The organism is Rossellomorea oryzaecorticis (assembly GCF_038405515.1).
Taxonomy (GTDB): Bacteria; Bacillota; Bacilli; order Bacillales; family Bacillaceae_B; genus Rossellomorea; species Rossellomorea oryzaecorticis_A.
Genome location: NZ_JBBYAF010000025.1, coordinates 26,063 through 46,207, shown reverse-complemented (window position 1 = coordinate 46,207; position 20,145 = coordinate 26,063). Strand labels below are relative to the sequence as shown.

Genomic DNA, 20,145 nt, shown 5'->3' with positions numbered 1-20,145 from the left:
CTCCAATCAACCGCTGGAAACGTTTTTGAATAAGAATAGGCTTATACTAATTCAACTTTCGATATTAAGGTAAAGAGCTATTTTCATCCATAAAACTTGGACACACTTCGAAAACCTTCACATCAACACTTCTCCATTCTTCTTGTTTCATTCCAATCACCTGATGGAGACGGACTGAAACTTTGGATTCCTCCTAAAAAAACTCGTCCATTCTCAGATCTTTCATTCTAAAAATACTGGTCGTAGAGAAATCACCCTCTAATTAAAACATTAAAAAACCCGAAGTCATTTGACTCCAGGCTTATCTTTTGTAAATTTATCCTTTAAATGGCTGTCCAACTTCATAGCTGTCTTCAAGTACTAATATTCCTTTTTCTTTTGGAGCATCCGGCAGGTCGAGTTCTTTTGCTGAGCAGATCATGCCTGATGAAGGGACTCCGCGCAGTTCGGCGTCTTTGATGAGCATTCCGCTTGGCATGACGGCTCCCACTTTTGCAACGACCACTTTCTGTCCCTGGTCGACATTCGGTGCACCGCATACGATTTGCAGAGTTTCTCCGCCTACATCCACTTTACAGATATTTAGTTTGTCGGCGTTAGGATGCTTTTCTTTTTCCGCAACAAACCCTACAACAAATTTAGGGGAGAAGTCTGCTTCCAATACTACTTCAAACCCGTTTTTCTTAAGGGCTTCATTGATTTGCCCCAGCTTGTCGTCATTCATTTCAACCTGCCCTTTTTCATTCAACTCCATATAATTTGAGGCACAGAACAAATTAAAGCCGACTGTTTTTCCCGATTCTTTATCGAAGATGCGGACAGCGTCTCCTTTTCCTTCATGCTCCACTTTCCCTTCAAATCCAGGTTGTAGCGTGATGATAAGGGTATCCCCGATCCCTTCAAGATTGTAAAATACGTTCATTTCTTTTTCTCCCTTCACTTTTTACGGTTTTTAGCGAGGATGAAGACTGGTTCCAGTTCTCCATCTTCATAAACAAATGATAAGGCTGTAATTGGAACATTGCCTGTGGTGAAAAAACTCATCGTTAACTGCGCCAGGACATCATAGCCCGTTTCGTTGCGGATATCACCTATCACAAGCACGTCCTGATGCGGAACGGAAACTGTCATTTCACCTTGTATATCAGCGCTCATCTTCTTTAAGAAAGCATCATTTAATATCCGGCTTGCATCGTAGCCGTCATTATTATTCAAGAAATAATAAATATTGCCGGCCACTTCATCTTTCTTCATCTGTGTCGGTAAACCCCTTACGTTGAATAAGGCTGTTTCTTTCATCTGCTCATGGGACCAGCCTTCTTCTTTCAACATATTCTCATCTATTAAACGATAGGTAGAACCCAGATCAATTGCATAATAAATTCTGGTTTCAGCTGTATGATCGTCGGTCACGAGCGGGATGCCGTCATTTGATTCGGTTGCAAATGATGTGGATCTGATGACCGGGAATACGTTTTTCTCCTTGCTTCCCATGTCCGATTTGGTACCCATTACATTCAATGCTTCTTCTACATAATAAACGACTTCATCGATGATCGACTTATTATTTTCTTTCCATTTTGAGACAATGGGCGGAAGTGCAACAGTGATTCCTTTTTTTGTCTCGGTATTCTCTATACGCAGGGAATCCTTTTCCCGATCATATGTAAATGTGCGATTCGGTTTGTCCAACCGTTCCTGAAGGATGCCTTTTAGTTTTTTGATATCCATGGTTCCCCTCCTTCTTAAAACTGTTTATTCCCGTTCATTTTAATTAAAACTGCAACCTATAACATTTTACAATAAAATCACAAGAATACAAAAGAACTCATTCATAGAAAAAGGGATACCCCGAAAGAATATCCCTTTTGCATTATTTAGATAAGCTGTTCATGAACTTTTGAATCTCTTCTTTTGTTTTCCGGTCCTTGCTTACAAAGCGGCCAGTTTCCTGCCCGTCATGATACGCCAGGAAACTTGGAATTCCAAAGATATCATGTTCAATGCATATATCGATGAACTGGTCGCGATCCACATATAGGAAGGTGTAATCGCTGAATTCACTTTCTATTTCAGGCAGGATTGGTTCGATCACCCGGCAGTCGGGACACCAGTCGGCTGAAAACATGAATACATGTTTCCCGTTATTTTTCAACTCATGAAATTCTTCCATCGTCTCAAGCTTACGCATTTTATTTTCCTCCTGTATCAATCGTCATTTGGTTTGGTTTGATCCAACCTATCTTACGCATATATTCAGATAGTAACAGGGAGATGAATGCAGGTCCAACGAAATGCAACAGCAGAACTTTGAGTGCCGTATCCCAAGTGAAGCCCATCGTTTTAAATGTCATGATCTGACCGACGAGGCCGCTCGTTCCCATTCCAGCTCCGGCAGCATTGTTTTCCATTATCCAAAGCGTTGTTCCGATCGGTGCAAGCACCATCCCTGCTATCGTTGGCGGAAGCAAAATGCGAGGGTTCCGGACAATATTCGGCACTTGCAGCATGGACGTTCCGATTCCTTGAGCAAGAAGGCCGCCCACTTTGTTCTCCCGGTAGCTGATCACGGCAAATCCAACCATTTGAGCAGCGCATCCGATCGTTGCAGCCCCTGCAGCCACGCCGCTCAAATCAAGCATCAGCGCAATGGCAGCACTGGATATAGGTGCCGTTAAAGCAAGCCCCATGAGCGCCGCTACCAGGATTCCCATAATGACCGGCCTCTGTTCCGTCGCCCAGCTGATCCAGCTTCCGAACATTGTCATAAAGTCCCCTATTTGCGGACCCACAAAATAAGCCACAGAAAAACCAGCCAAAATCGTCATAAATGGAGTGACGATAATATCCACTTTCGTCGTTTTACTCACAAGCTTTCCAATTTCAGTGGATACCACTGCTGCCAGATAGGCACCTGCCGGCCCTCCGAGTGATGCACCTGCCGCACCCGTCACGACTGCAGCGAATAAAACAAGCGGCGGGGCACCCAGGCCGTATGCAATGGCGGCACCTATGGCGGGACCCATCAGACTGATGGCAAGGGCACCCATATCGATAAAAAAGGTTTGCACCGGCATTGGCAGAAATGTCGCCTGCTCTCCGATTGTCTTAATGATCAACCCGATAATCAACGAGCTGAAAAGACCTAATGCCATATAACTTAGAGCATCTATAAAATAAACTTTTGCAGAGAACTTGACCCCTTTACTCTCCATATAGTTTTTCATTTACATTCCCCTTTTCTCTATACTAAGGAACTCACATTTACTAGTGTAAAGACACATGTTGATTTTGTCTATATTTAATTTCCAAACTGCCTTTGACTAATAATCTGTCCATGTGGATACTGCAGGATTCATGGACAAAGGGGCTCCCATGGGAATAAAAAAAACCGATTTTCTACTATTAAGTAAAAAATCGGTCGATATCGTTATTTATGTTTTACCGAGCTGGCTATTTCCATCATCATTTCGGCATTATCAGAAAGATCTTCTAAATGGGACTGAGTGGTCAACTTAGTTCCTCCCACCCCTACGATCAATTCATATTCTTCTGTATCAGGTAATTTCTTTATGACATAATATCCTAAACGATTGTCTTCTTTGAACGTATTGTGCTGAACAATGTTTTTATCATCGCTGATTGCCATTTTATATAGAAGCTCACTGTTCTTTTCTTCTTCAGTGTTTGCAAAAAGAATAAACGTATCTGAGCCTTCTGTAATAATAATATTATTGGAAGATTCCTTTTCAATCTTGGCTCCAAACGGAAGATAAAAGCTTAAGTTCCCAGCTTCTTCTTTATCGTCCTTCTTTGTTTTTTTGAACGTTTCTTCCACGGTTTTGGCTGTCTGTTCTTTCTCTTCATCAATGGTTGTATTGCATCCAGCCAATATAAGCACAAGAAAGAAGAAAACGATCGAAATCTTTGTTTTCATCCTTGCTTATCCTCCCTTTTCCGGCTTAGGCGGAGATCCGCCTTCATTTCCTCACTTTGGACCTATGCTAATAATACCGTCACAAAGTACCATTGACAACCCTTTCATCAAGAAAAAACATTAACTTCATGGCAATTCAGGTTACTTTTCACCAGCGCAGGGTATATATGATAAAATGACTAAAAAAAGGAGAGATGCCGTATGGAATTTACTGTATACCTTGCAGGGGAAATACATAGCAGCTGGAGAGAAGAAATAAAGCAGCAAGCGAAACAGATGGACTTGCCTTTATCCTTTGTCGGACCCATGGAAAATCATGACCGCTCTGATTTCGTCGGGGAAGAAATCCTCGGCGGACAACCTGATAAGATCCTGCGTGATGAAGCTGCGTCCGCCATCAATAACCTTCGCACCGAATTGCTTATGAAGAAATCAGACCTGGTCGTTGCATTATTTGGAGAGAAGTATAAACAATGGAATACAGCCATGGATGCAAGTACTGCCCTTGCCATGAATAAACCAGTGATCCTCATCCGCCCGGAAGAACTGCACCACCCTCTAAAAGAACTGTCGAATAAAGCGAATGTAACCTGTACAACGATCGAGCAGGCAACGAAAGTGCTTTCGTACATTTTCGAATCGAAATAACCAGATTATTCTTTTACTGACAGTAATTTAATCTTTAATTTAATTTAAACATGCCGGTATAATAATCCTCGGCATGTTTTTTTGTATGTAAACACAGCCATCATACCTGAATTGTCTTACTATTCTAAAATAATAAAATGTTGTCAAAATAAAAATATTTTATGATATAATTACTAGTTTTTAAAGTTTTTTTGACTTTATGAAAATATTAAAATATTATAGTAAAAGAACTAAGGAGGTTGTAATATGTCGTCAATCAATAAACAGAAAATTGTGGATAGTGTGCCCCAGAAGGGATTTTTTGGACACCCTAAGGGACTATTCACGCTATTCTTCACAGAATTTTGGGAGCGCTTTTCTTACTACGGAATGCGCGCAATCCTTGTGTACTATATGTACTACGAGGTTTCAAAAGGCGGTCTTGGACTAGAAGAAGGCACAGCTTTAGCAATCATGTCTATTTATGGATCACTAGTTTATATGTCCGGTGTCATCGGAGGCTGGCTCGCAGATAGATTATTCGGTACATCAAAAGCCGTTTTCTACGGAGGAATATTGATCATGTTCGGGCATATCGCTTTATCATTCCCGGGCAGCTTGTCCATGTTTTTCGTTTCAATGGTATTAATCGTTATCGGTACTGGTTTATTAAAACCAAACGTATCGACTGTAGTCGGTGAAATGTACGCAGAAAATGATACTCGCCGCGATGCTGCATTCAGTATCTTCTATATGGGTATCAACTTAGGAGCATTCCTTGCACCACTCCTTACAGGCGCTCTTATGAAAAGCTACGGATTCCACTGGGGATTCGCACTTGCTGCAATCGGTATGTTCTTCGGACTAGTCGTCTTCATGGTGACAAAGAAGAAGAGCCTGGGTCTAGCTGGTACATATGTGCCAAACCCGCTTAATGCTGCTGAAAAGAAAAAATACGGTTCCATCGCTGCACTTGTTTTGGTTGCAGTTGCCATCGTACTTGGAATTACGATTCCTAACGGCTGGTTCACCTTGGATTTATTTATCAATCTAGTCGGAATCTTCGGTATCTTGGCACCAACGATTTATTTCATCGTCATGTACAAGAGTCCTAAAACAACAGCAACAGAACGTTCACGTGTCATTGCTTATATTCCATTATTCATTGCTGCAGTCATGTTCTGGGCCATCCAGGAACAAGGTTCAACAATCCTGGCTGCTTATGCAGATAAACGTACTCAACTGGACTTTTTAGGACTTGAGATTTCACCTGCATGGTTCCAATCTCTTAACCCGCTATTCATTATCATCTTAGCACCGATGTTTGCCGGTATGTGGGTAAAACTGGGCGATCGTCAGCCGACGATCCCTCAAAAATTCTCTCTTGGTCTTCTATTTGCAGGTTTATCATTCCTTGTCATCCTGCTGCCTGGTTATTTCACAGGAGAAGATGCATTAGTAAGTCCGCTGTGGTTAGTACTAAGTTACTTTATCGTAGTACTTGGTGAATTGATGATTTCACCGGTAGGTCTGTCAGCAACAACCAAACTTGCACCAGAAGCATTCTCAGCTCAGACAATGAGTCTTTGGTTCCTTGCATCTGCCGGAGCTCAGGCCTTGAATGCACAGCTTGTAAGATTCTATTCAGCTGATTCAGAAATGCTTTACTTTGGTTCCATTGGAGGAGCTGCAATCGTATTAAGTATCATCCTTTTCCTTCTTGCACCGAAGATTCAAGTGTTTATGAAAGGTATAAAATAAATAAGTTCATGACCCTCTGATGAAGTTCAGAGGGTTTTTTTATGCAAAAAAAGACCCGCGCATACACGCGGAGCCTTTTCCCCCTTTACCAGAACCAGCAGCAGTTTCTGCGTCTTCTTCTGCGATTATCTTCCGCTCCAAGGACACCATCTCTACGGCATCCTCTGCGGTCGTCTCTTGCACCAAGGACATTGTCATCTCTCCTATGGCGGCATCCACAGTGATTGTCCCCCGCTCCAAGAACATCGTCATCTCTTCTGCGTTTTCTTCTGCGGTCGTCTCCTGCACCAAGAACGTCGTCATCTCTTCTGCGACGTCTTCTGCGGCTGCCAAATAAAAGGTCGTCCCAACAGTCGTCACGACGCCCGCCAACACGATCATCATTTCTGCATCCCATTTACCAAACCTCCCTGCAATAAATTATCAGATACTAAACTCTGATATAGTTTATCGTATGAAGAGGCAGTTAGTTTGGTATGGGCCAAGTAGGAGGAAGATGAATAAATGCTTCCTATCCGTTTTGTTTTTCTCTATATTTCAGCTGTCCGATCAATAACTGTACAACATGATGGAACATGGCATCCCGGGTGACAACCCCATCGGTAAAAATCCCTACAGCCCCTTCACTTTGCCTGATGCCTGTCCTGTGGGTGTATTCATCCATGAGCGGGCCAAGTTCCCTGCCTTGCCGTAAACCCCTGCCAATTTCTGCAGGCAGCGATATTCTCGCCCCTCCGGCGATAATTTCATTGCCTTTTCGATCTACGAGCCCTCCCCAGTTGCATAAAAACATACCGTAAAGAGTTTCTGTCACGCCACCTTCAAGACCGATTCCAATGTCGGCTTCCGTCATCCTTAATACGTTTTTTGCCCGATTTAAAGCCCCTTCAATCGTTTCCTGATCTGAAAAAGGCTGTTCACTCACATTTGATTCGGTTTTCAGGCATTCGAAACGTATATTCTCATAATGCTCCTGAAACCCCTTTTGTATAGCCTCAACTTTTGCTTTGTTCTGTGTCCCGATTGTTATTTTCAACAAATTGAATACCTCTTTTCCAACAGTGCATGGTATTGAGGATTAGCTTGACTCCATCCTCTTTGCTTTAAGTCTGTTCCCTAAAAAAACTGCCTCCGGGGAGACAGTTCTCAATTACTATGTTTTCTCTATCTTAGCTCAAATAATCGACTATCCGTTATGTTTGATGGTTTCGATTGTGGAGCGGTCACATTGTTTGACCAATTTTACAATAAGCTCTTTAGCAGCTGCATAATCGTCCACATGGATCATGGATGCATGTGTATGGATGTAGCGTGAACAGATTCCAACTACCGCACTTGGTACACCTTCATTCGAGATATGCACCCTTCCTGCATCCGTCCCGCCTTGAGATACAAAGTATTGATAAGGGATGTCATTGGACTCTGCAGTATCCAGGATGAATTCCCTGATTCCTTTATGCGTTACCATGGAACGGTCAAGAATGCGAAGGAGTGCCCCTTTGCCTAATTGACCAAACTCATTTTTATCACCGGACATATCATTCGCAGGACTTGCATCTAACGCAAAGAAAACGTCAGGGTTGATCATATTTGCAGCGGTCTGGGCTCCACGAAGACCAACTTCCTCCTGCACAGTAGCACCTGAATAAAGGGTGCTCGACAATTCTGTACCTTGAAGTTCTTTTAAAAGCTCAATGGCTAATCCGCAGCCATAGCGGTTATCCCAAGCTTTGGCAAGAATCTTCTTTTCATTAGCCATTGGAGTAAACGGACAAATCGGAACGATCTGCTGACCTGGCTTGATTCCGATTTCCAGTGCATTTTCCTTATTATCTGCACCGATATCGATGAGCATATTTTTCATATCCATCGGCTTTCTGCGCTGTTCCTCGCCTAGGAGGTGCGGAGGGATACTGCCGATGACTCCGATTACAGGTCCGTTGTCGGTAATGATTTGTACACGCTGAGCAAGGAGGACCTGACTCCACCAGCCTCCAAGCGTTTGAAAACGAAGCATTCCATTGTCTGTGATGGAAGTGACCATGAAGCCTACTTCATCCATGTGCCCTGCAACCATGACAACCGGATCTTCCGATTTACCCCTTCTAACACCGAATACTCCACCAAGACGGTCCTGGACCACTTCATCGGAATACTCAGCCAGTTGTTCCTTCATGAATTGACGTACAGCATGTTCATTCCCTGGTGCTCCAGGCAACTCTGTTAACGTTTTAAATAAATCCATTGTATCTTGTTTCATATATTCTTCCCCTTTTTATTTAGTATCTGTTTATGTATAGTTTTTATTTTACAGAACTTTCTCACGTCTTACCACCAATTAAGGCAAAAGCAGTTCTCTTTTTTTCTGAATCTTTGTTAGAATGTACCTATATACTTGTTTGTAATCATGGCTGTGGAGGGATTAATATGAATTGGAAGTCATTCATTTTGGGAATCGGAATCGGTGCTGCAGGCGGCATATTACTAAGTGATAAGCTGAAAGATGCAAGCTTTGTATCTGCCGAAAAAGTGTTAAAGGATGTAAAGCTCTCATTTAAGAAAGAAGGAAGAGTAGATGGCTCTTGGATCGCCATGAAACCAGAAGATTATCAGAAGCATTCCTTATCCACCAAAGTTTATAAAGGCGGAGTTTCCCGCCGGAGTGCAGGCCGATTGGAACAGTATGAATTTTTGGCTGATGCATATACCGGCACCGTGATCGATGTTTATCCACTTTCTCAATAACGGTATTAATAGGATGGCACCCAGGTGCCATCCTTTTTCATTTATGTCCAGTTCGAATAGGGCGGTAAAATGGATAGCACCCAGGTGCCGTCCTTTTTCATTTATAAAATTCTCGGCACCTCTTCAATGATTTCTCCGTTCTTGTTCCATTTAAGCGCTCTGTATACGGCATCGTGATAGAAGAGGAACCAATACTCATTGTCTAACGCCTGATTGATCCACTTGTGTTTTGCTTGGATGGATGTCATTGGATAATCGTCATAAGCAAGGACCCATAGCGGATTTTTATGAGCGTGGGTCGGCATGATATCTGCCATGTGAATGAACGTCTCACCAGCATGCTCGAGGACAATGATTGAATGACCGTCACTGTGGCCCCCTGTATGAATCATGCGAAGTCCCGGCAGCACCTCCAATTCCTCTTCAAATGTTTCCACCTGATGAGTGATGCTTTCCCAGTTTTCTTTCCAATATGTATTACGAGACCTGATATTCGGCTCTCTCATTTCATCCCATTCGACCTTCGAAGTATAGATCTTTGCATTTGGAAACACTGGAACAAGGCTCTCACCCTCATACTTGGTCAATCCGCATGCATGATCGAAATGCATATGAGTCATTAAAACGACATCAATATCTGAAGTGGTCAATCCAAGCTGTTCTAACGATGATTCTACCGATGATTCCTCATGAACACCATAGTTACGTTTTTGCTTATCATTAAGTTTCCCTTTTCCGATACCTGATTCAATCAAAACGTTTTTCCCTTGATATTGAAAAAAGAGAGGATCGGTTCTCAGCTCGATTTGGTTCAATTCATTGACTGCATATTTTTTTGACCAAAGAGGTCTCGGAACGACTCCAAACATCGCTCCCCCGTCCATGTGCGTGACTCCCCCATTAAGCCAATGGATTGTTAAGTCCCCTATCTTCAATGATTCCTTCATGTCTTATTCCTCCTTTGTTCGTACGATTTTTATTTTATCAGAATTTATGGACAACTTACACAGATAAGCATGAGGTGATATTAAGAGATGTAGTCTTCGTCTTGTACCCCGATAAACAGCTGTGATTGCTTAACCACGTTTATAAATAAAGAAAGAAAGAAAATTCGACAACAGGCGCAATTACTGATATTCTTGCGCAATTATTTTGTAAGTGGCACGATTATTGAAAAAGTGGCGCAATTACTTGGAAACCGGCGCAATTATTGTGGGGATGACCTTTGGAGTGATTAATCTAAAGTACGAAATTAAAAAAATCCTTATCAAACATGCCTCCAGAGTGATATTTTTTTCAAAATCCATCACTTTTTTTTCAAAAACCTGTGATATTTTTTCAAATACCAATTTATTATTCAAAAAACCCCCCGCATTCCACAGCTCTCTCCCGCTTAACCTCTATTCCAACAAAAAAAAGCGTCCCGAATCATCAATCCAGGACACTTCTACTATAATATTATTGATTCTGATACTGTGCTTCCACCCTATAAATACGCTGGCCTTTAGCAGAAAACTTTTCTTCGTATTCGGTCATGATATTTCCTTCAAAATCACTGTTATGAAGGTCGAGGCTCAAGAATTTCAAATGCAAACCGTACCATGAAAAACTCTTCAAGGAGTATTCGAACAAGCCCTGGTTGTCGGTCTTAAAGTGGATTTCTCCACCCTTGATCAAGATATCCTCATAAAGCTTAAGGAAATTTTCGTATGTGAGACGGCGCTTTTCGTGACGGTTCTTCGGCCAAGGATCAGAGAAGTTGAGATATACTCTGCCCACTTCCCCACTCGCGAAGAAGTCTGTTAAGTTGCGCGCATCTACGTTCAGCAGCTTCACATTAGGGAGCTCTGCTTCAATCAATCGATCCAGAGCCGTTACGATGACACTTTCATATAATTCGATCCCGATGTAATTGACATCTGGATTCGCTCTTGCCATTTCCGTGACGAATTGACCTTTTCCAGTTCCAACTTCTATATGAATCGGATTGTCATTTCCAAATTCCTTATCCCATTTTCCTTTTTTCTCTTCGGGCTGGGCAACCACATACTGTGGATTTTCGCTGATTTTTTCAGAAGCCCATGGTTTATGTCTTAAACGCATGATGTGACACCTCATTTGATAATTTTAAAGCGGTTTTCATATAAGACGTTTTTTCATAAACAATTCATATGAAAACAGCTCTACCGAAAAAAACAATAACAGATGTGAGAACTCACTGCAACAATAAATTTAATTCTTAATGCTAACCGAATCTAGCTGTTGATTGGAGTGCAAGACGAAGACTCCTGCGGGAAAAGCGAGACAGGAGTGACTTGTCTAGCTCTGGCGGCTAAAGGCTCGAGACATAAGCCATGCCATCCAAAAAGGCAAAAAACGCCTTTATGGCTACCCTGGCTTATGCTTGTCGCCTTTGAACAAGCCGCCTCCGCTTTTCTGACCCGCAGGAGCAGAGCGACGAGGAGGCTCACCGGCCGCCCGCGGAAAGCGAAGTCTTGCACGGAAATCAACAGCGGTGTTTAATAGACGCATTCAAAAAAATCACACGAATAATAAAAAAAGGAATTCACACACTAAATGTGAATTCCTTTTTTGTTTTCAAGAATGAAAACGATGTAAGATCTTTATATGAAAGGGTGTTACGGTATGCCGTTGGATTCCCATTATCAAATGCAGTTATTGAAAGATATATTATCGAATCATCAAACAGATTGCTGCGGTTCAGTATCTGAATGTGAGCAAGTCGAACGATTAGTGAAATCGTTGATGGTCAATGCCGATATTAATGAAAACATTAAGCCGGTCCTGCAGGAAATTTATCAATACAGTCAAAGTGGAGCAGGCAGCTCTGACCTTGGCTCTCATATTACGAGCAATAGACAGAACCTGTCCCAATGGGTGACGGATATGGATCAGTTCTCCTGATCAAACAATCTTATGCAAATACTCGATCCAGTGGTTCATTTCATGAAAACGTCCTTTCCCTTTATGCCATTGAATGGAAAGGATTGTTTGAGCCACTACATACCACTTCATTCTCAATCTTAAATTGTCTGTTAACTCCACGCCATATTGGGTGAGCCATTCAGTCCACTCTTCTTCGGGAATGTACCAGTATAACAGCATTCCGACATCGAAAGCGGGGTCGGCTATCATTGCACCGTCCCAATCAATTAAGTACAGCTGGTTGAAGTCAGAAAGCAGCCAGTTGTTATGGTTGACATCTCCGTGACAGACCACATATTCATCCTGGCGCACATCTTCCAGTTCTTTTTGGAGAAATAATAACGCTTGCCTGACAACCGGCAGTGATAGAAGATCGAATTCGAGCCCTGTTTCTACTTCTGTCAGCATATGCTCCGGTTGAAAAGGTTCTTGACCCAATCTCTCAAGCATCGTGGACAGAGGCTTTGAAGAGTGTATTTTCTTGAGCAGTCTGGCTACCCGTTCATTCTTCATTTCTTCAGGATCTAATTCTCTTCCATTTAACCAGTGCTGTGCTGTTATAACGTCCCCATTTTCCATTCGCTTTGTCCATACCAGCTTTGGCACGATGCCTTCTGCCGATAATACGGCTACAAATGGAGAAGAGTTGCGTTTCAGAAATAGCTTCTGCTCCTGATACTGAGCAAAAAAAGCTTCTCCGGTAGCGCCGCCTGCGGGGACTATTTCCCAATCTTGGTCAAATAAGTGTTCCAATATATTCACCTTCTATTGGTCCTTAGTCATGTTCGTTTCTATCGTACGTACTTTTGTTATCGTCAATTAAAGTTATTCTTTAAACACATTTTATCAATTAAAAGTCTTCATAAAACAAAAAAGACAGCTATTGGGCAGATCAATCAATAGCCATCTGTTTTTGATTTTATCGTCATCTTCTCATTTCGTCAAGCATTGGAACGATGTGTCAGCGGACAATCAAATAGGAGGATAGTCCTTCAACCTCTATGGAGCCTCCGTTCAGCTCACATAATCCATTCACATTCGCCTGATTTCCGTCTGCCAGGATAATCCAAGTCTTTCCTTTTGGCAAGGGAACTCTCACCTTATCGCTGCTTCCCGAATGGAAAAGCAGAATAAGCTCATTCCAGGGACCGTACGGATGAACATCTTGATAATGGACCATTACCAGATTTTCTGCTGGATGTGAGACAGAAGCATATTTCCGGATGAGGTTTGATTGCCTGAAACGAAATGCCCCGTGACTTTTCCTGATTGCAATCAAGCCCCTGACATATTCGATATCTTCATCATGCTTTTCTCTTTTCAGCCAATCAAGCTGGTTTATTGCTGCGGGCGAATTATAGCTGTTTTCGATTCCCTGCTTTGTCCGGAAAAATTCCTGGCCAGCATGGATGAATGGGATACCTTGAGAAAGCAGCACCATCGAAGTTGCAAGCTTCTGCCTTTTCTTTAAGATTTCATCGTCTTCCTCAAGGCAGGCTTTCATTTTATCCCAAAGCGTATGATTATCATGTGACTCGACATAGTTGACGGATTGAACCGGCTCAATGAAAATGCCCCGTTCTCCGTTAGGGGTGCCCACGCTTCCCGTGAGCACCTGTTCCACTTTCTCCTCCAATTTCCCGTGGCCGAGTGCAAACCCTTTATCGTGCAGATTGAAAGTACTCCCCTTGATGGTATCGCGGAAACAATCATTGAACTGCCCGATTCCAATAAGACTGTTTGCATTTCGAAGGTTTGCTTTACTATTGAACGGGAGAGGTGTGTTCAGATCCCACCCTTCACCGATCAGGATTGCATCAGGCAGGACTCTGTTTACTTCTTCACGGATTTCGTTCATCGTCGCGATATCCAGGATACCCATCAGATCGAACCTGAATCCGTCCACTCCGTAGGTTCTCATCCAGTATAGAATTGAATCCTTGATGAATTTCCTTGCCATCAAACGCTCAGAAGCAAAATCATTCCCGACTCCTGTTCCATTTGAGGGCAGTCCGTTTTCATCATGTCTGAAAAAATATCCAGGGACAAGTTTTTCAAAAGACGATGTTTCCCTAATATAAACGTGGTTATAGACGACATCCAGAATGACCCTTATATTTTCTTCATGCAGGGAGTGAATCACAGATTTCAGTTCGTGTATCCGTTCTGCAGGATCATCGGGCTTCATACTGTAGCTGCCTTCAGGAGCGTTAAAGTATAAAGGGTTGTATCCCCAGTTATAACGGTTATCAGCCGGATCGTCCGATACACCGTCGAAATCATTCACGGGAAGCAGTTCCACATGTGTGATACCCAGTTCCTTCAAGTATTGAATGCCGCTTGAAAATCCATTCGGCGTGCGGGTATCTTTCTCCGTAAAAGCAAGATACTTTCCTTTGAACTTCATGCCGCTTTCCCTGGCATTCGAAAAGTCCCTTATATTCAATTCATAGATGACTGCATCCGTTGGGGACGGCAGAGGTTCCAATGAAGAACATCCCGGTTTGATTCGATCCGGATTCACAGCGCATCCCCATTCACTGTTATAGGAAACAGCTTTCGCATATGGATCGACAAGCTCATTCCAGATCAAATTGATGCATGTCAGAAATGTATAATAATACCCTTCAATGTCTGCAGCGATCGTCAGCTCCCAGACTCCGTTCCCGTTTCTTTTCATAGGATATTGAACGGCCTTTTCTTCATGGGGGGACTTTAATTTAAGCTTCACTTCGGTAGAGGTCGGGGACCACACTTTAAAAACGGCAGCATCTTCAAGAAAGGTGACTCCAAGGTCATCCCCCTCATAATAAAAATGCTGATCGAATTCTTCTGTCCGGATGACTGCACCGATTTGCAGGTCCGTTTCCGTATTGTGTTCGTCAACGATGGTGTAGGTTTTTCCAAGCTCCAGTCTCTCCGGCAGGGATGCAGTGTATTTCATTGCATCATCCAACGGGATCTTTTCCTTCAGTTCGAGTGCAATTTCGTTCCCGTCTTTAATTAAGGAAAATCGATTGGACTGACCGCCATGATACGTATAAGGGAGAATGAATGTAATTGTATGAAATGTATCCAGGAATGCTTCGTACTGCCGACTAATGACTAACACTTCTGCCACCTGCTTCTATTTAACATTTTCCAGCTGTCGGGAAGAACCTTTATGTACAGTTCTCTGTCTCCATCGATGACTCCTGTAAAATCGCCATCTGCATGGACAGGAACCCCCTCCCCGCTTCTGATTGTGATACTTCTTCCTCTTAATGTATGGACTTCTTTTAATTCAGTATGTTTACCGAAAAAGACGGAAATAAACAAAAACAAAAGTTTCCATTTTGAAAGTCCCGATACAATGGTCAAATCAAGCTCTCCATCATTCGGACATGCTTCTGGCGCTATTTTCATCCCTCCGCCGAAATACGGCTGATTCGAAATCGTGATAAACCATACCCGATCCAGGGTCTGAGTTGCACCGTCAGCCTCGATCGTCATTTGAAATGGGGTGAAGCTCAATGTTTCCCTGCAAAGAAGGATTGGATAGATCAACTTCCCCAATGACCATCGGTTAAGTTTTTTCTTTAGAAGGGATGCATTTGCCTTTTTGGCGATTAAAGCATCGAAACCTACACCTATATTATTCACAAAATATCGCTTTGGTCCTTCTCCGATAGAGAAAAGTCCTGCATCCAGTGAAATCGGCTCTTGGGAAGATGCTGTTTCTTTAATCAGGTTGTATGCTTCATTTTGATTGGCGGGCCAATGAAACCCCCGTGCAAAATCATTTCCGCTTCCTCCCGGCATATACCCAATGGCAATATTTTCGAAACCCGCCGTGCCTGTGATGATGGAGTTCATCGTCCCATCACCGCCTACTCCGATTATGTATAACGTCTCATGGGGATGATTTCGGACAAGCTCCCCCACGATGCCTTTCACATCGTCAGGATGCTCTGTGATATACAGCATGTGGGGAATGGTGATGTTCTTCTGAAACCTTCTCCAGGAAGAAATTGAATGATCGTTCCTTGCAGATGGATTCACGATGAAGATTGTCTTCATTGAGAGTCCTCTTCAGCTGCTTGATTCCACTCCTTTAATGTCTCATGCTGATAATGCATCCGCTTGAAGGAAGTCGTCTGACAAAAATCCAAAATGACTTTCGCTGCTTTCAATTGGACACTTTTAATCGGTGAACGGATTGAACGCTGCTGATTGAACCAGCTCTCATGCATCCGCTTATCAATAAATCGATATCCGGCAGGTGCCTGAGGGTAATCGATATAGCCGTTTCTCGAGATGACAGCTTTATGGACCGGCAATTCAATCCCCGCATATTCAACAATTTGCTGAATGATGCGTTCCATTCTTCTTAAGGAAATCAACGGGTTCAGAACTCTTGTTTCGGTCTCTCCCCATTTTTTCTCCCAGAAACGATCCCCGGAACCTATATAGGCCGTCCCATCCTCAAATTCAAGAAATGATAAGCACCATATACCTGTCGGCGTTATAAGGACAACCTCCAACTCAACAGGTGCATTCTTTATTTTAAGAACCGGGTAATATAGAACCAGTGTGTTATCAGGAAATCGCTGCAGCAAATATTTCAGACGCTCATCATAATAGTAACTGTTATCCACATAGGACTTTTCTGAAATCGTCGAACTCGCCCACCTTAATTGAAAACCGAAGATGGAATCCAGGAAATGCTTCTTCAGCTCTTCTTCTGTTGAAATATCAGAGTGCGAGCTCATTTCAATCTCGATTTCGTCATCATCTTTCTGATTGAGAAACTCGCTCTCTGCCGGTCCACCATCATCTTTCTTTTTAAAAAAAGACATAAACTTATTGGTCACAGATGGTTTTTCTTTTTCTTCTACTTCTTCTTTTTCAAGAGAGGCAAACGTATCTCCGCTTTCCCAATGAAGTTTCATTTTTTCCCATTGCTGCTTTTTTAATCTTACAAATTGGGAAGGATATCTATATAAATCGGTTTCATACCTTGAAACATAATCTTGGAGTTTAATTAACTGCGCCATCCGGAGTCCTTCCTTTCAAGTATGGTTTAGGGCAGGTCATTCAATTGTATGGTGTGGATCGCTTCATATTTCGGAGAACGGTCCATGTGCGTTTGATACAAAACGACTTCTGATATGCGGTGGCTTGGAGTTTCGCAGGGATTGAATTCATTCAGCCATTCCTTCGAAAATGAATAGTTCTTGTTCCACTTGCGCCCAATCGTAATATGAGGGGTGAAAGGCCTTGATTCCAGACGAAATCCCGCTTCCTCGCAGGCTTCGTATACTTTCTCTCGAATTTGGTGAAGACTTGATGACGGGTTCACACCCATCCAGAAAATCCTTGGTTCATCACTTTTCCCGAACGTGCCAAATTGCTTGAGTGATAACGGAAAACTGCCAAGGTTATGTAAAGAATGTGTGACAGTATCAATTGCCACATCCAGATCTTCTTGTGAAGCATCACCTAAAAAGGCCAGGGTAATATGGTAGTCTTCTGGATGAACCCACTTTTTAAAAGACCCCTCCTCCCTGAAAGTGGCGGTCAACTCATGTATTTCATTCTTCAATTCTTTTGGTAATGATAATGCAAAAAAATAGTGTGTCTTTAACATAACATCCCATTCCTTTGTGTTTGGCTTTGTTAGAGAGTATGGTGATTGTTCATTCAGCTTGTTCCAGCTGTTGATTGTGTTAGGTGAGACCCTGCAGGAGCAGAGCGACGAGGAGGCTCACCAACCGCCCGCGGAAAGCGAAGTCTTGCTCGGAAATCAACAGCGGTATTCAAAGGAACTAACTTTGACTTATTTATCTCTATTTTAGCAAAATGTGCTAAGAGAAAGAATCACTGATGGAAAATGCAATAAAAATGAAATACAAAGCCAATTTAGTTGATAAGATTTATATGAATGAGTACCATAGAATTAGACAGTGAAGGAAAGGAAGTTGACCATGAAAGTAGTACAGAATATCGCTGAATTGATCGGGGACACGCCCCTTGTTAAACTAAATCGCCTGAATCCTTCTGATGGCGCGGATGTATATGTAAAACTTGAATTTTATAACCCAAGCAAGAGTGTAAAAGATCGTGCAGCTTTCCAGATGATCGTGGAAGCTGAGAAAGAAGGGCTGCTGAAAGAAGGTTCGACGATCATTGAACCGACGAGCGGAAATACAGGAATCGGACTTGCCATGAATGCTGCAGCAAGAGGTTACCGCTCCATTCTCGTCATGCCTGACACGATGACCCAGGAGCGGATTAACCTGCTGAAAGCATACGGAGCAGAGGTCGTATTGACTCCCGGCGATGAGAAGATGCCAGGTGCGATCAATAAAGCAAAAGAACTGACAAAAGAGATCCCAAACAGCTTTATGCCGATGCAGTTCGAAAATGCAGCCAATCCAAACGCCCATCGAAAAACAACGGCACTTGAAATTGTGGAAGCCATGGAGCAAATCGGCAAGCCCCTCTCAGCTTTCGTCGCAACGGCCGGTACAGGCGGAACGATTACTGGAACAGGAGAAGTTTTGAAGGAGCATTATCCTGACATTCAGGTGCATGTCGTGGAACCGGCAGGATCGCCTGTCCTATCCGGGGGAAAACCAGGAAAGCATAAACTGGTCGGCACAAGTCCCGGCTTTGTTCCGGATACGCTTAATACTGAGGTCTACGATAAAATTCACAAGATAGAAGATGAACAGGCTTATGATATCGCAAGAAGAATGGCAAGCGAAGAAGGAATCCTTGTCGGCCCGTCATCGGGTGCGGCATGCTACGCAGCCATTGAAGTCGCCAAAACATTATCCCCAGACGATGTAGTTGTATGCATTGCATGTGATACCGGGGAAAGATACCTCTCTAGTGATTTATTCCGATTCTAACATCAGAAGGCCCGTCCCTCGCTGCTTTAATGCAGTGAAGTGACGGGCCTTCTTTTATATTTTTTCTTTAACTTTGCGGTAATTCGAGATGAAATGATCGGGTGAAGACTTCACTATGAACGTCAGGACCCCTTCAATGGTGTGAAGGTAGAGAAACGTGTAGTGAGAAGAAAGATGTTTTTTCGTTACATCCCACACCTGCTGCATTGTAAAGCTCCGTTTTGGCGTCACGATTTTATCAGTATACAAGTATAAATATTCTTCCGTTTCCACCGTATACTGCTGATTGTCTTCAATGAGACGTTCCTGTTTCATGTAAGCTTGTGAACAGATCAATTTCATCCCGCTTCCTCCGTTAACCTTGTTGAATCTTGCACTCTGACTTGATGCTGGCAGTAAACCATTCTTGTAATTTCGTTGTTACAGGTCCCGGCATGCCTTGGCCGATTGTCACATCATTCACCTTTATGACCGGCATCACTTCTGACGTTGTGCTCGCAATGAAGATTTCATCTGCTGAAAGCAGCTCATCCACCGTGAATATCTGTTCTACAAATGGTACCCCATTTTTATCTGCCATATCCTTGATGACCCTTCTCGTAATGCCATTTAGAATAAGGTTCGTGGCAGGATGTGTAAAGACCGTGCCATCTTTTACGATAAAGGCGTTTGAAGAAGACCCTTCCGTCACCGTTTCCCCGCGATGCTGGATCGCTTCGAAATGTCCTTTGGAAGACGCTTCTTCTTTCGCCAGGATATTTCCTAAGAGATTCAAACTCTTAATATCACAGCGCAGCCATCTGATATCCTCTACAAGCGTGGCTGTTACCCCTTCTTGCATTTCCTTTAACGGACGGGGGATTTCTTTTGTATAAGCGATCACACTGCCGGATACGTCTTCTCCCGGAAAGTGGTGCTGCCTCGGTGAAATTCCTCTTGAAACCTGCATATAGACAATGCCCTCATTTACCTCATTCGCTTCAATCAGCTTGAATACGATGGAAGTGAGTTCCTGAAGGTCAAATGGAATCTTCAGCTTCATCTTCTCTGCACTTTGATACAGTCGCTCCATGTGTTCGTTCATTGTAAAAACATCCCCGCCGTACACACGGATGACTTCATAGATTCCATCTCCGAATTGATAGCCGCGGTCTTCAATATCTACTTTTGCATGTTTTCTCTTTACAAATTCCCCATTAAGAAAAACCGTTTCATTCGTCATTTCCCTCTCTC

General features: G+C 42.9%; 22 protein-coding genes. 5 read left to right on the top strand and 17 right to left on the bottom strand.

What is annotated here, in order from left to right; translation table 11 throughout:
* Window positions 1–316: 316 nt before the first annotated feature.
* The 5 genes from ytpR to AAEO50_RS13270 form a co-directional block, all read right to left on the bottom strand.
* Window positions 317–922, bottom strand: coding sequence for a YtpR family tRNA-binding protein (ytpR, locus tag AAEO50_RS13290; RefSeq protein WP_341984415.1), 606 nt, complete (start codon window positions 920–922; stop codon window positions 317–319).
* Window positions 923–936: 14 nt separating this feature from the next.
* The gene (locus AAEO50_RS13285) at window positions 937–1,731 is read right to left on the bottom strand and encodes a DUF1444 domain-containing protein (RefSeq protein WP_341984413.1); all 795 of its coding nucleotides are present in this window, start codon (window positions 1,729–1,731) and stop codon (window positions 937–939) included.
* A 142-nt stretch (window positions 1,732–1,873) separates the two neighbouring features.
* Entirely contained in the window at window positions 1,874–2,191 is a 318-nt protein-coding gene (locus AAEO50_RS13280) for a thioredoxin family protein (protein ID WP_341984411.1), read from the bottom strand.
* A gap of 1 nt (window position 2,192) precedes the next feature.
* On the bottom strand, window positions 2,193–3,227 hold the full coding sequence (locus AAEO50_RS13275; RefSeq protein WP_341984409.1) for a PTS sugar transporter subunit IIC: 1,035 nt from the start codon (window positions 3,225–3,227) through the stop codon (window positions 2,193–2,195).
* Between the two features lie 203 nt (window positions 3,228–3,430).
* Window positions 3,431–3,937 carry a hypothetical protein gene (locus AAEO50_RS13270; RefSeq protein WP_341984407.1) on the bottom strand — a complete coding sequence of 169 codons (507 nt, stop codon included), beginning with the start codon at window positions 3,935–3,937 and terminating at the stop codon, window positions 3,431–3,433.
* 201 nt (window positions 3,938–4,138) lie between these two features.
* Here AAEO50_RS13270 and AAEO50_RS13265 point away from each other — a divergent pair, with 201 nt between their 5' ends.
* A complete protein-coding gene (locus AAEO50_RS13265; protein WP_341984406.1) occupies window positions 4,139–4,585 on the top strand; it encodes a YtoQ family protein in 447 nt (148 codons plus the stop codon).
* 246 nt (window positions 4,586–4,831) lie between these two features.
* On the top strand, window positions 4,832–6,325 hold the full coding sequence (locus tag AAEO50_RS13260) for a peptide MFS transporter (RefSeq protein WP_341984404.1): 1,494 nt from the start codon (window positions 4,832–4,834) through the stop codon (window positions 6,323–6,325).
* A 39-nt stretch (window positions 6,326–6,364) separates the two neighbouring features.
* On the opposite strand, the gene AAEO50_RS13255 is transcribed toward AAEO50_RS13260, so the two are convergent.
* The 3 genes from AAEO50_RS13255 to AAEO50_RS13245 all read right to left on the bottom strand — a co-directional run bounded on the left by AAEO50_RS13255 (window position 6,365) and on the right by AAEO50_RS13245 (window position 8,585).
* A complete protein-coding gene (locus AAEO50_RS13255; protein ID WP_341984402.1) occupies window positions 6,365–6,709 on the bottom strand; it encodes a hypothetical protein in 345 nt (114 codons plus the stop codon).
* Between the two features lie 127 nt (window positions 6,710–6,836).
* Window positions 6,837–7,364 carry a DUF84 family protein gene (locus AAEO50_RS13250; protein WP_341984400.1) on the bottom strand — a complete coding sequence of 176 codons (528 nt, stop codon included), beginning with the start codon at window positions 7,362–7,364 and terminating at the stop codon, window positions 6,837–6,839.
* Window positions 7,365–7,511: 147 nt separating this feature from the next.
* Window positions 7,512–8,585 carry a M42 family metallopeptidase gene (locus AAEO50_RS13245; protein WP_341984398.1) on the bottom strand — a complete coding sequence of 358 codons (1,074 nt, stop codon included), beginning with the start codon at window positions 8,583–8,585 and terminating at the stop codon, window positions 7,512–7,514.
* A gap of 167 nt (window positions 8,586–8,752) precedes the next feature.
* Between AAEO50_RS13245 and AAEO50_RS13240 the strand changes: the two genes are divergently transcribed.
* The gene (locus tag AAEO50_RS13240) at window positions 8,753–9,070 is read left to right on the top strand and encodes a PepSY domain-containing protein (protein WP_341984396.1); all 318 of its coding nucleotides are present in this window, start codon (window positions 8,753–8,755) and stop codon (window positions 9,068–9,070) included.
* Between the two features lie 101 nt (window positions 9,071–9,171).
* On the opposite strand, the gene AAEO50_RS13235 is transcribed toward AAEO50_RS13240, so the two are convergent.
* Together AAEO50_RS13235 and trmB are read right to left on the bottom strand one after the other, a co-directional pair.
* Window positions 9,172–10,017 (bottom strand): YtnP family quorum-quenching lactonase, encoded by an 846-nt coding sequence (locus AAEO50_RS13235; RefSeq protein WP_341984394.1) that lies wholly within the window; start codon window positions 10,015–10,017, stop codon window positions 9,172–9,174.
* 511 nt (window positions 10,018–10,528) lie between these two features.
* Window positions 10,529–11,173 (bottom strand): tRNA (guanosine(46)-N7)-methyltransferase TrmB, encoded by a 645-nt coding sequence (gene trmB, locus AAEO50_RS13230; RefSeq protein WP_341984392.1) that lies wholly within the window; start codon window positions 11,171–11,173, stop codon window positions 10,529–10,531.
* A gap of 543 nt (window positions 11,174–11,716) precedes the next feature.
* On the opposite strand from trmB, the gene AAEO50_RS13225 reads away from it, so the two are divergent.
* Window positions 11,717–11,995, top strand: a complete 279-nt coding sequence (locus tag AAEO50_RS13225) for a YtzH-like family protein (protein ID WP_341984390.1) — start codon at window positions 11,717–11,719, stop codon at window positions 11,993–11,995.
* On the opposite strand, the gene AAEO50_RS13220 is transcribed toward AAEO50_RS13225, so the two are convergent.
* The 5 genes from AAEO50_RS13220 to thpR all read right to left on the bottom strand — a co-directional run bounded on the left by AAEO50_RS13220 (window position 11,996) and on the right by thpR (window position 17,645).
* Window positions 11,996–12,769, bottom strand: coding sequence for a phosphotransferase family protein (locus AAEO50_RS13220; RefSeq protein ID WP_341984388.1), 774 nt, complete (start codon window positions 12,767–12,769; stop codon window positions 11,996–11,998).
* Window positions 12,770–12,977: 208 nt separating this feature from the next.
* A complete protein-coding gene (gene pulA / locus AAEO50_RS13215; RefSeq protein ID WP_341984386.1) occupies window positions 12,978–15,128 on the bottom strand; it encodes a type I pullulanase in 2,151 nt (716 codons plus the stop codon).
* Window positions 15,122–16,075, bottom strand: a complete 954-nt coding sequence (locus AAEO50_RS13210) for a diacylglycerol kinase family protein (protein WP_341984384.1) — start codon at window positions 16,073–16,075, stop codon at window positions 15,122–15,124. Before AAEO50_RS13210 ends, pulA begins: the two co-directional genes overlap by 7 nt.
* Window positions 16,072–17,052 (bottom strand): nuclease-related domain-containing protein, encoded by a 981-nt coding sequence (locus AAEO50_RS13205; protein WP_341984382.1) that lies wholly within the window; start codon window positions 17,050–17,052, stop codon window positions 16,072–16,074. Before AAEO50_RS13205 ends, AAEO50_RS13210 begins: the two co-directional genes overlap by 4 nt.
* A gap of 26 nt (window positions 17,053–17,078) precedes the next feature.
* On the bottom strand, window positions 17,079–17,645 hold the full coding sequence (gene thpR / locus AAEO50_RS13200; RefSeq protein ID WP_341984380.1) for an RNA 2',3'-cyclic phosphodiesterase: 567 nt from the start codon (window positions 17,643–17,645) through the stop codon (window positions 17,079–17,081).
* Window positions 17,646–17,982: 337 nt separating this feature from the next.
* Here thpR and cysK point away from each other — a divergent pair, with 337 nt between their 5' ends.
* Window positions 17,983–18,912, top strand: a complete 930-nt coding sequence (cysK, locus tag AAEO50_RS13195; RefSeq protein WP_341984378.1) for a cysteine synthase A — start codon at window positions 17,983–17,985, stop codon at window positions 18,910–18,912.
* Window positions 18,913–18,966: 54 nt separating this feature from the next.
* Here cysK and AAEO50_RS13190 read toward each other — a convergent pair whose 3' ends face one another.
* Window positions 18,967–19,254 carry a hypothetical protein gene (locus AAEO50_RS13190; protein ID WP_341984376.1) on the bottom strand — a complete coding sequence of 96 codons (288 nt, stop codon included), beginning with the start codon at window positions 19,252–19,254 and terminating at the stop codon, window positions 18,967–18,969.
* A gap of 13 nt (window positions 19,255–19,267) precedes the next feature.
* Entirely contained in the window at window positions 19,268–20,134 is an 867-nt protein-coding gene (dat, locus tag AAEO50_RS13185) for a D-amino-acid transaminase (RefSeq protein ID WP_341984374.1), read from the bottom strand.
* Between the last annotated feature and the right edge of the window lie 11 nt (window positions 20,135–20,145).

Excerpts from the sequence above, each read along its gene's own strand:
- ytpR (WP_341984415.1), bottom strand. The coding sequence starts at position 922 with ATGAACGTATTTTACAATCTTGAAGGGATCGGGGATACCCTTATCATC.
- AAEO50_RS13285 (WP_341984413.1), bottom strand. The coding sequence starts at position 1,731 with ATGGATATCAAAAAACTAAAAGGCATCCTTCAGGAACGGTTGGACAAA.
- AAEO50_RS13280 (WP_341984411.1), bottom strand. The coding sequence starts at position 2,191 with ATGCGTAAGCTTGAGACGATGGAAGAATTTCATGAGTTGAAAAATAAC.
- AAEO50_RS13275 (WP_341984409.1), bottom strand. The coding sequence starts at position 3,227 with ATGAAAAACTATATGGAGAGTAAAGGGGTCAAGTTCTCTGCAAAAGTT.
- AAEO50_RS13270 (WP_341984407.1), bottom strand. The coding sequence starts at position 3,937 with ATGAAAACAAAGATTTCGATCGTTTTCTTCTTTCTTGTGCTTATATTG.
- AAEO50_RS13265 (WP_341984406.1), top strand. The coding sequence starts at position 4,139 with ATGGAATTTACTGTATACCTTGCAGGGGAAATACATAGCAGCTGGAGA.
- AAEO50_RS13260 (WP_341984404.1), top strand. The coding sequence starts at position 4,832 with ATGTCGTCAATCAATAAACAGAAAATTGTGGATAGTGTGCCCCAGAAG.
- AAEO50_RS13255 (WP_341984402.1), bottom strand. The coding sequence starts at position 6,709 with ATGATGATCGTGTTGGCGGGCGTCGTGACGACTGTTGGGACGACCTTT.
- AAEO50_RS13245 (WP_341984398.1), bottom strand. The coding sequence starts at position 8,585 with ATGAAACAAGATACAATGGATTTATTTAAAACGTTAACAGAGTTGCCT.
- AAEO50_RS13240 (WP_341984396.1), top strand. The coding sequence starts at position 8,753 with ATGAATTGGAAGTCATTCATTTTGGGAATCGGAATCGGTGCTGCAGGC.
- AAEO50_RS13235 (WP_341984394.1), bottom strand. The coding sequence starts at position 10,017 with ATGAAGGAATCATTGAAGATAGGGGACTTAACAATCCATTGGCTTAAT.
- trmB (WP_341984392.1), bottom strand. The coding sequence starts at position 11,173 with ATGCGTTTAAGACATAAACCATGGGCTTCTGAAAAAATCAGCGAAAAT.
- AAEO50_RS13225 (WP_341984390.1), top strand. The coding sequence starts at position 11,717 with ATGCCGTTGGATTCCCATTATCAAATGCAGTTATTGAAAGATATATTA.
- AAEO50_RS13210 (WP_341984384.1), bottom strand. The coding sequence starts at position 16,075 with ATGAAGACAATCTTCATCGTGAATCCATCTGCAAGGAACGATCATTCA.
- AAEO50_RS13205 (WP_341984382.1), bottom strand. The coding sequence starts at position 17,052 with ATGGCGCAGTTAATTAAACTCCAAGATTATGTTTCAAGGTATGAAACC.
- thpR (WP_341984380.1), bottom strand. The coding sequence starts at position 17,645 with ATGTTAAAGACACACTATTTTTTTGCATTATCATTACCAAAAGAATTG.
- cysK (WP_341984378.1), top strand. The coding sequence starts at position 17,983 with ATGAAAGTAGTACAGAATATCGCTGAATTGATCGGGGACACGCCCCTT.
- AAEO50_RS13190 (WP_341984376.1), bottom strand. The coding sequence starts at position 19,254 with ATGAAATTGATCTGTTCACAAGCTTACATGAAACAGGAACGTCTCATT.
- dat (WP_341984374.1), bottom strand. The coding sequence starts at position 20,134 with ATGACGAATGAAACGGTTTTTCTTAATGGGGAATTTGTAAAGAGAAAA.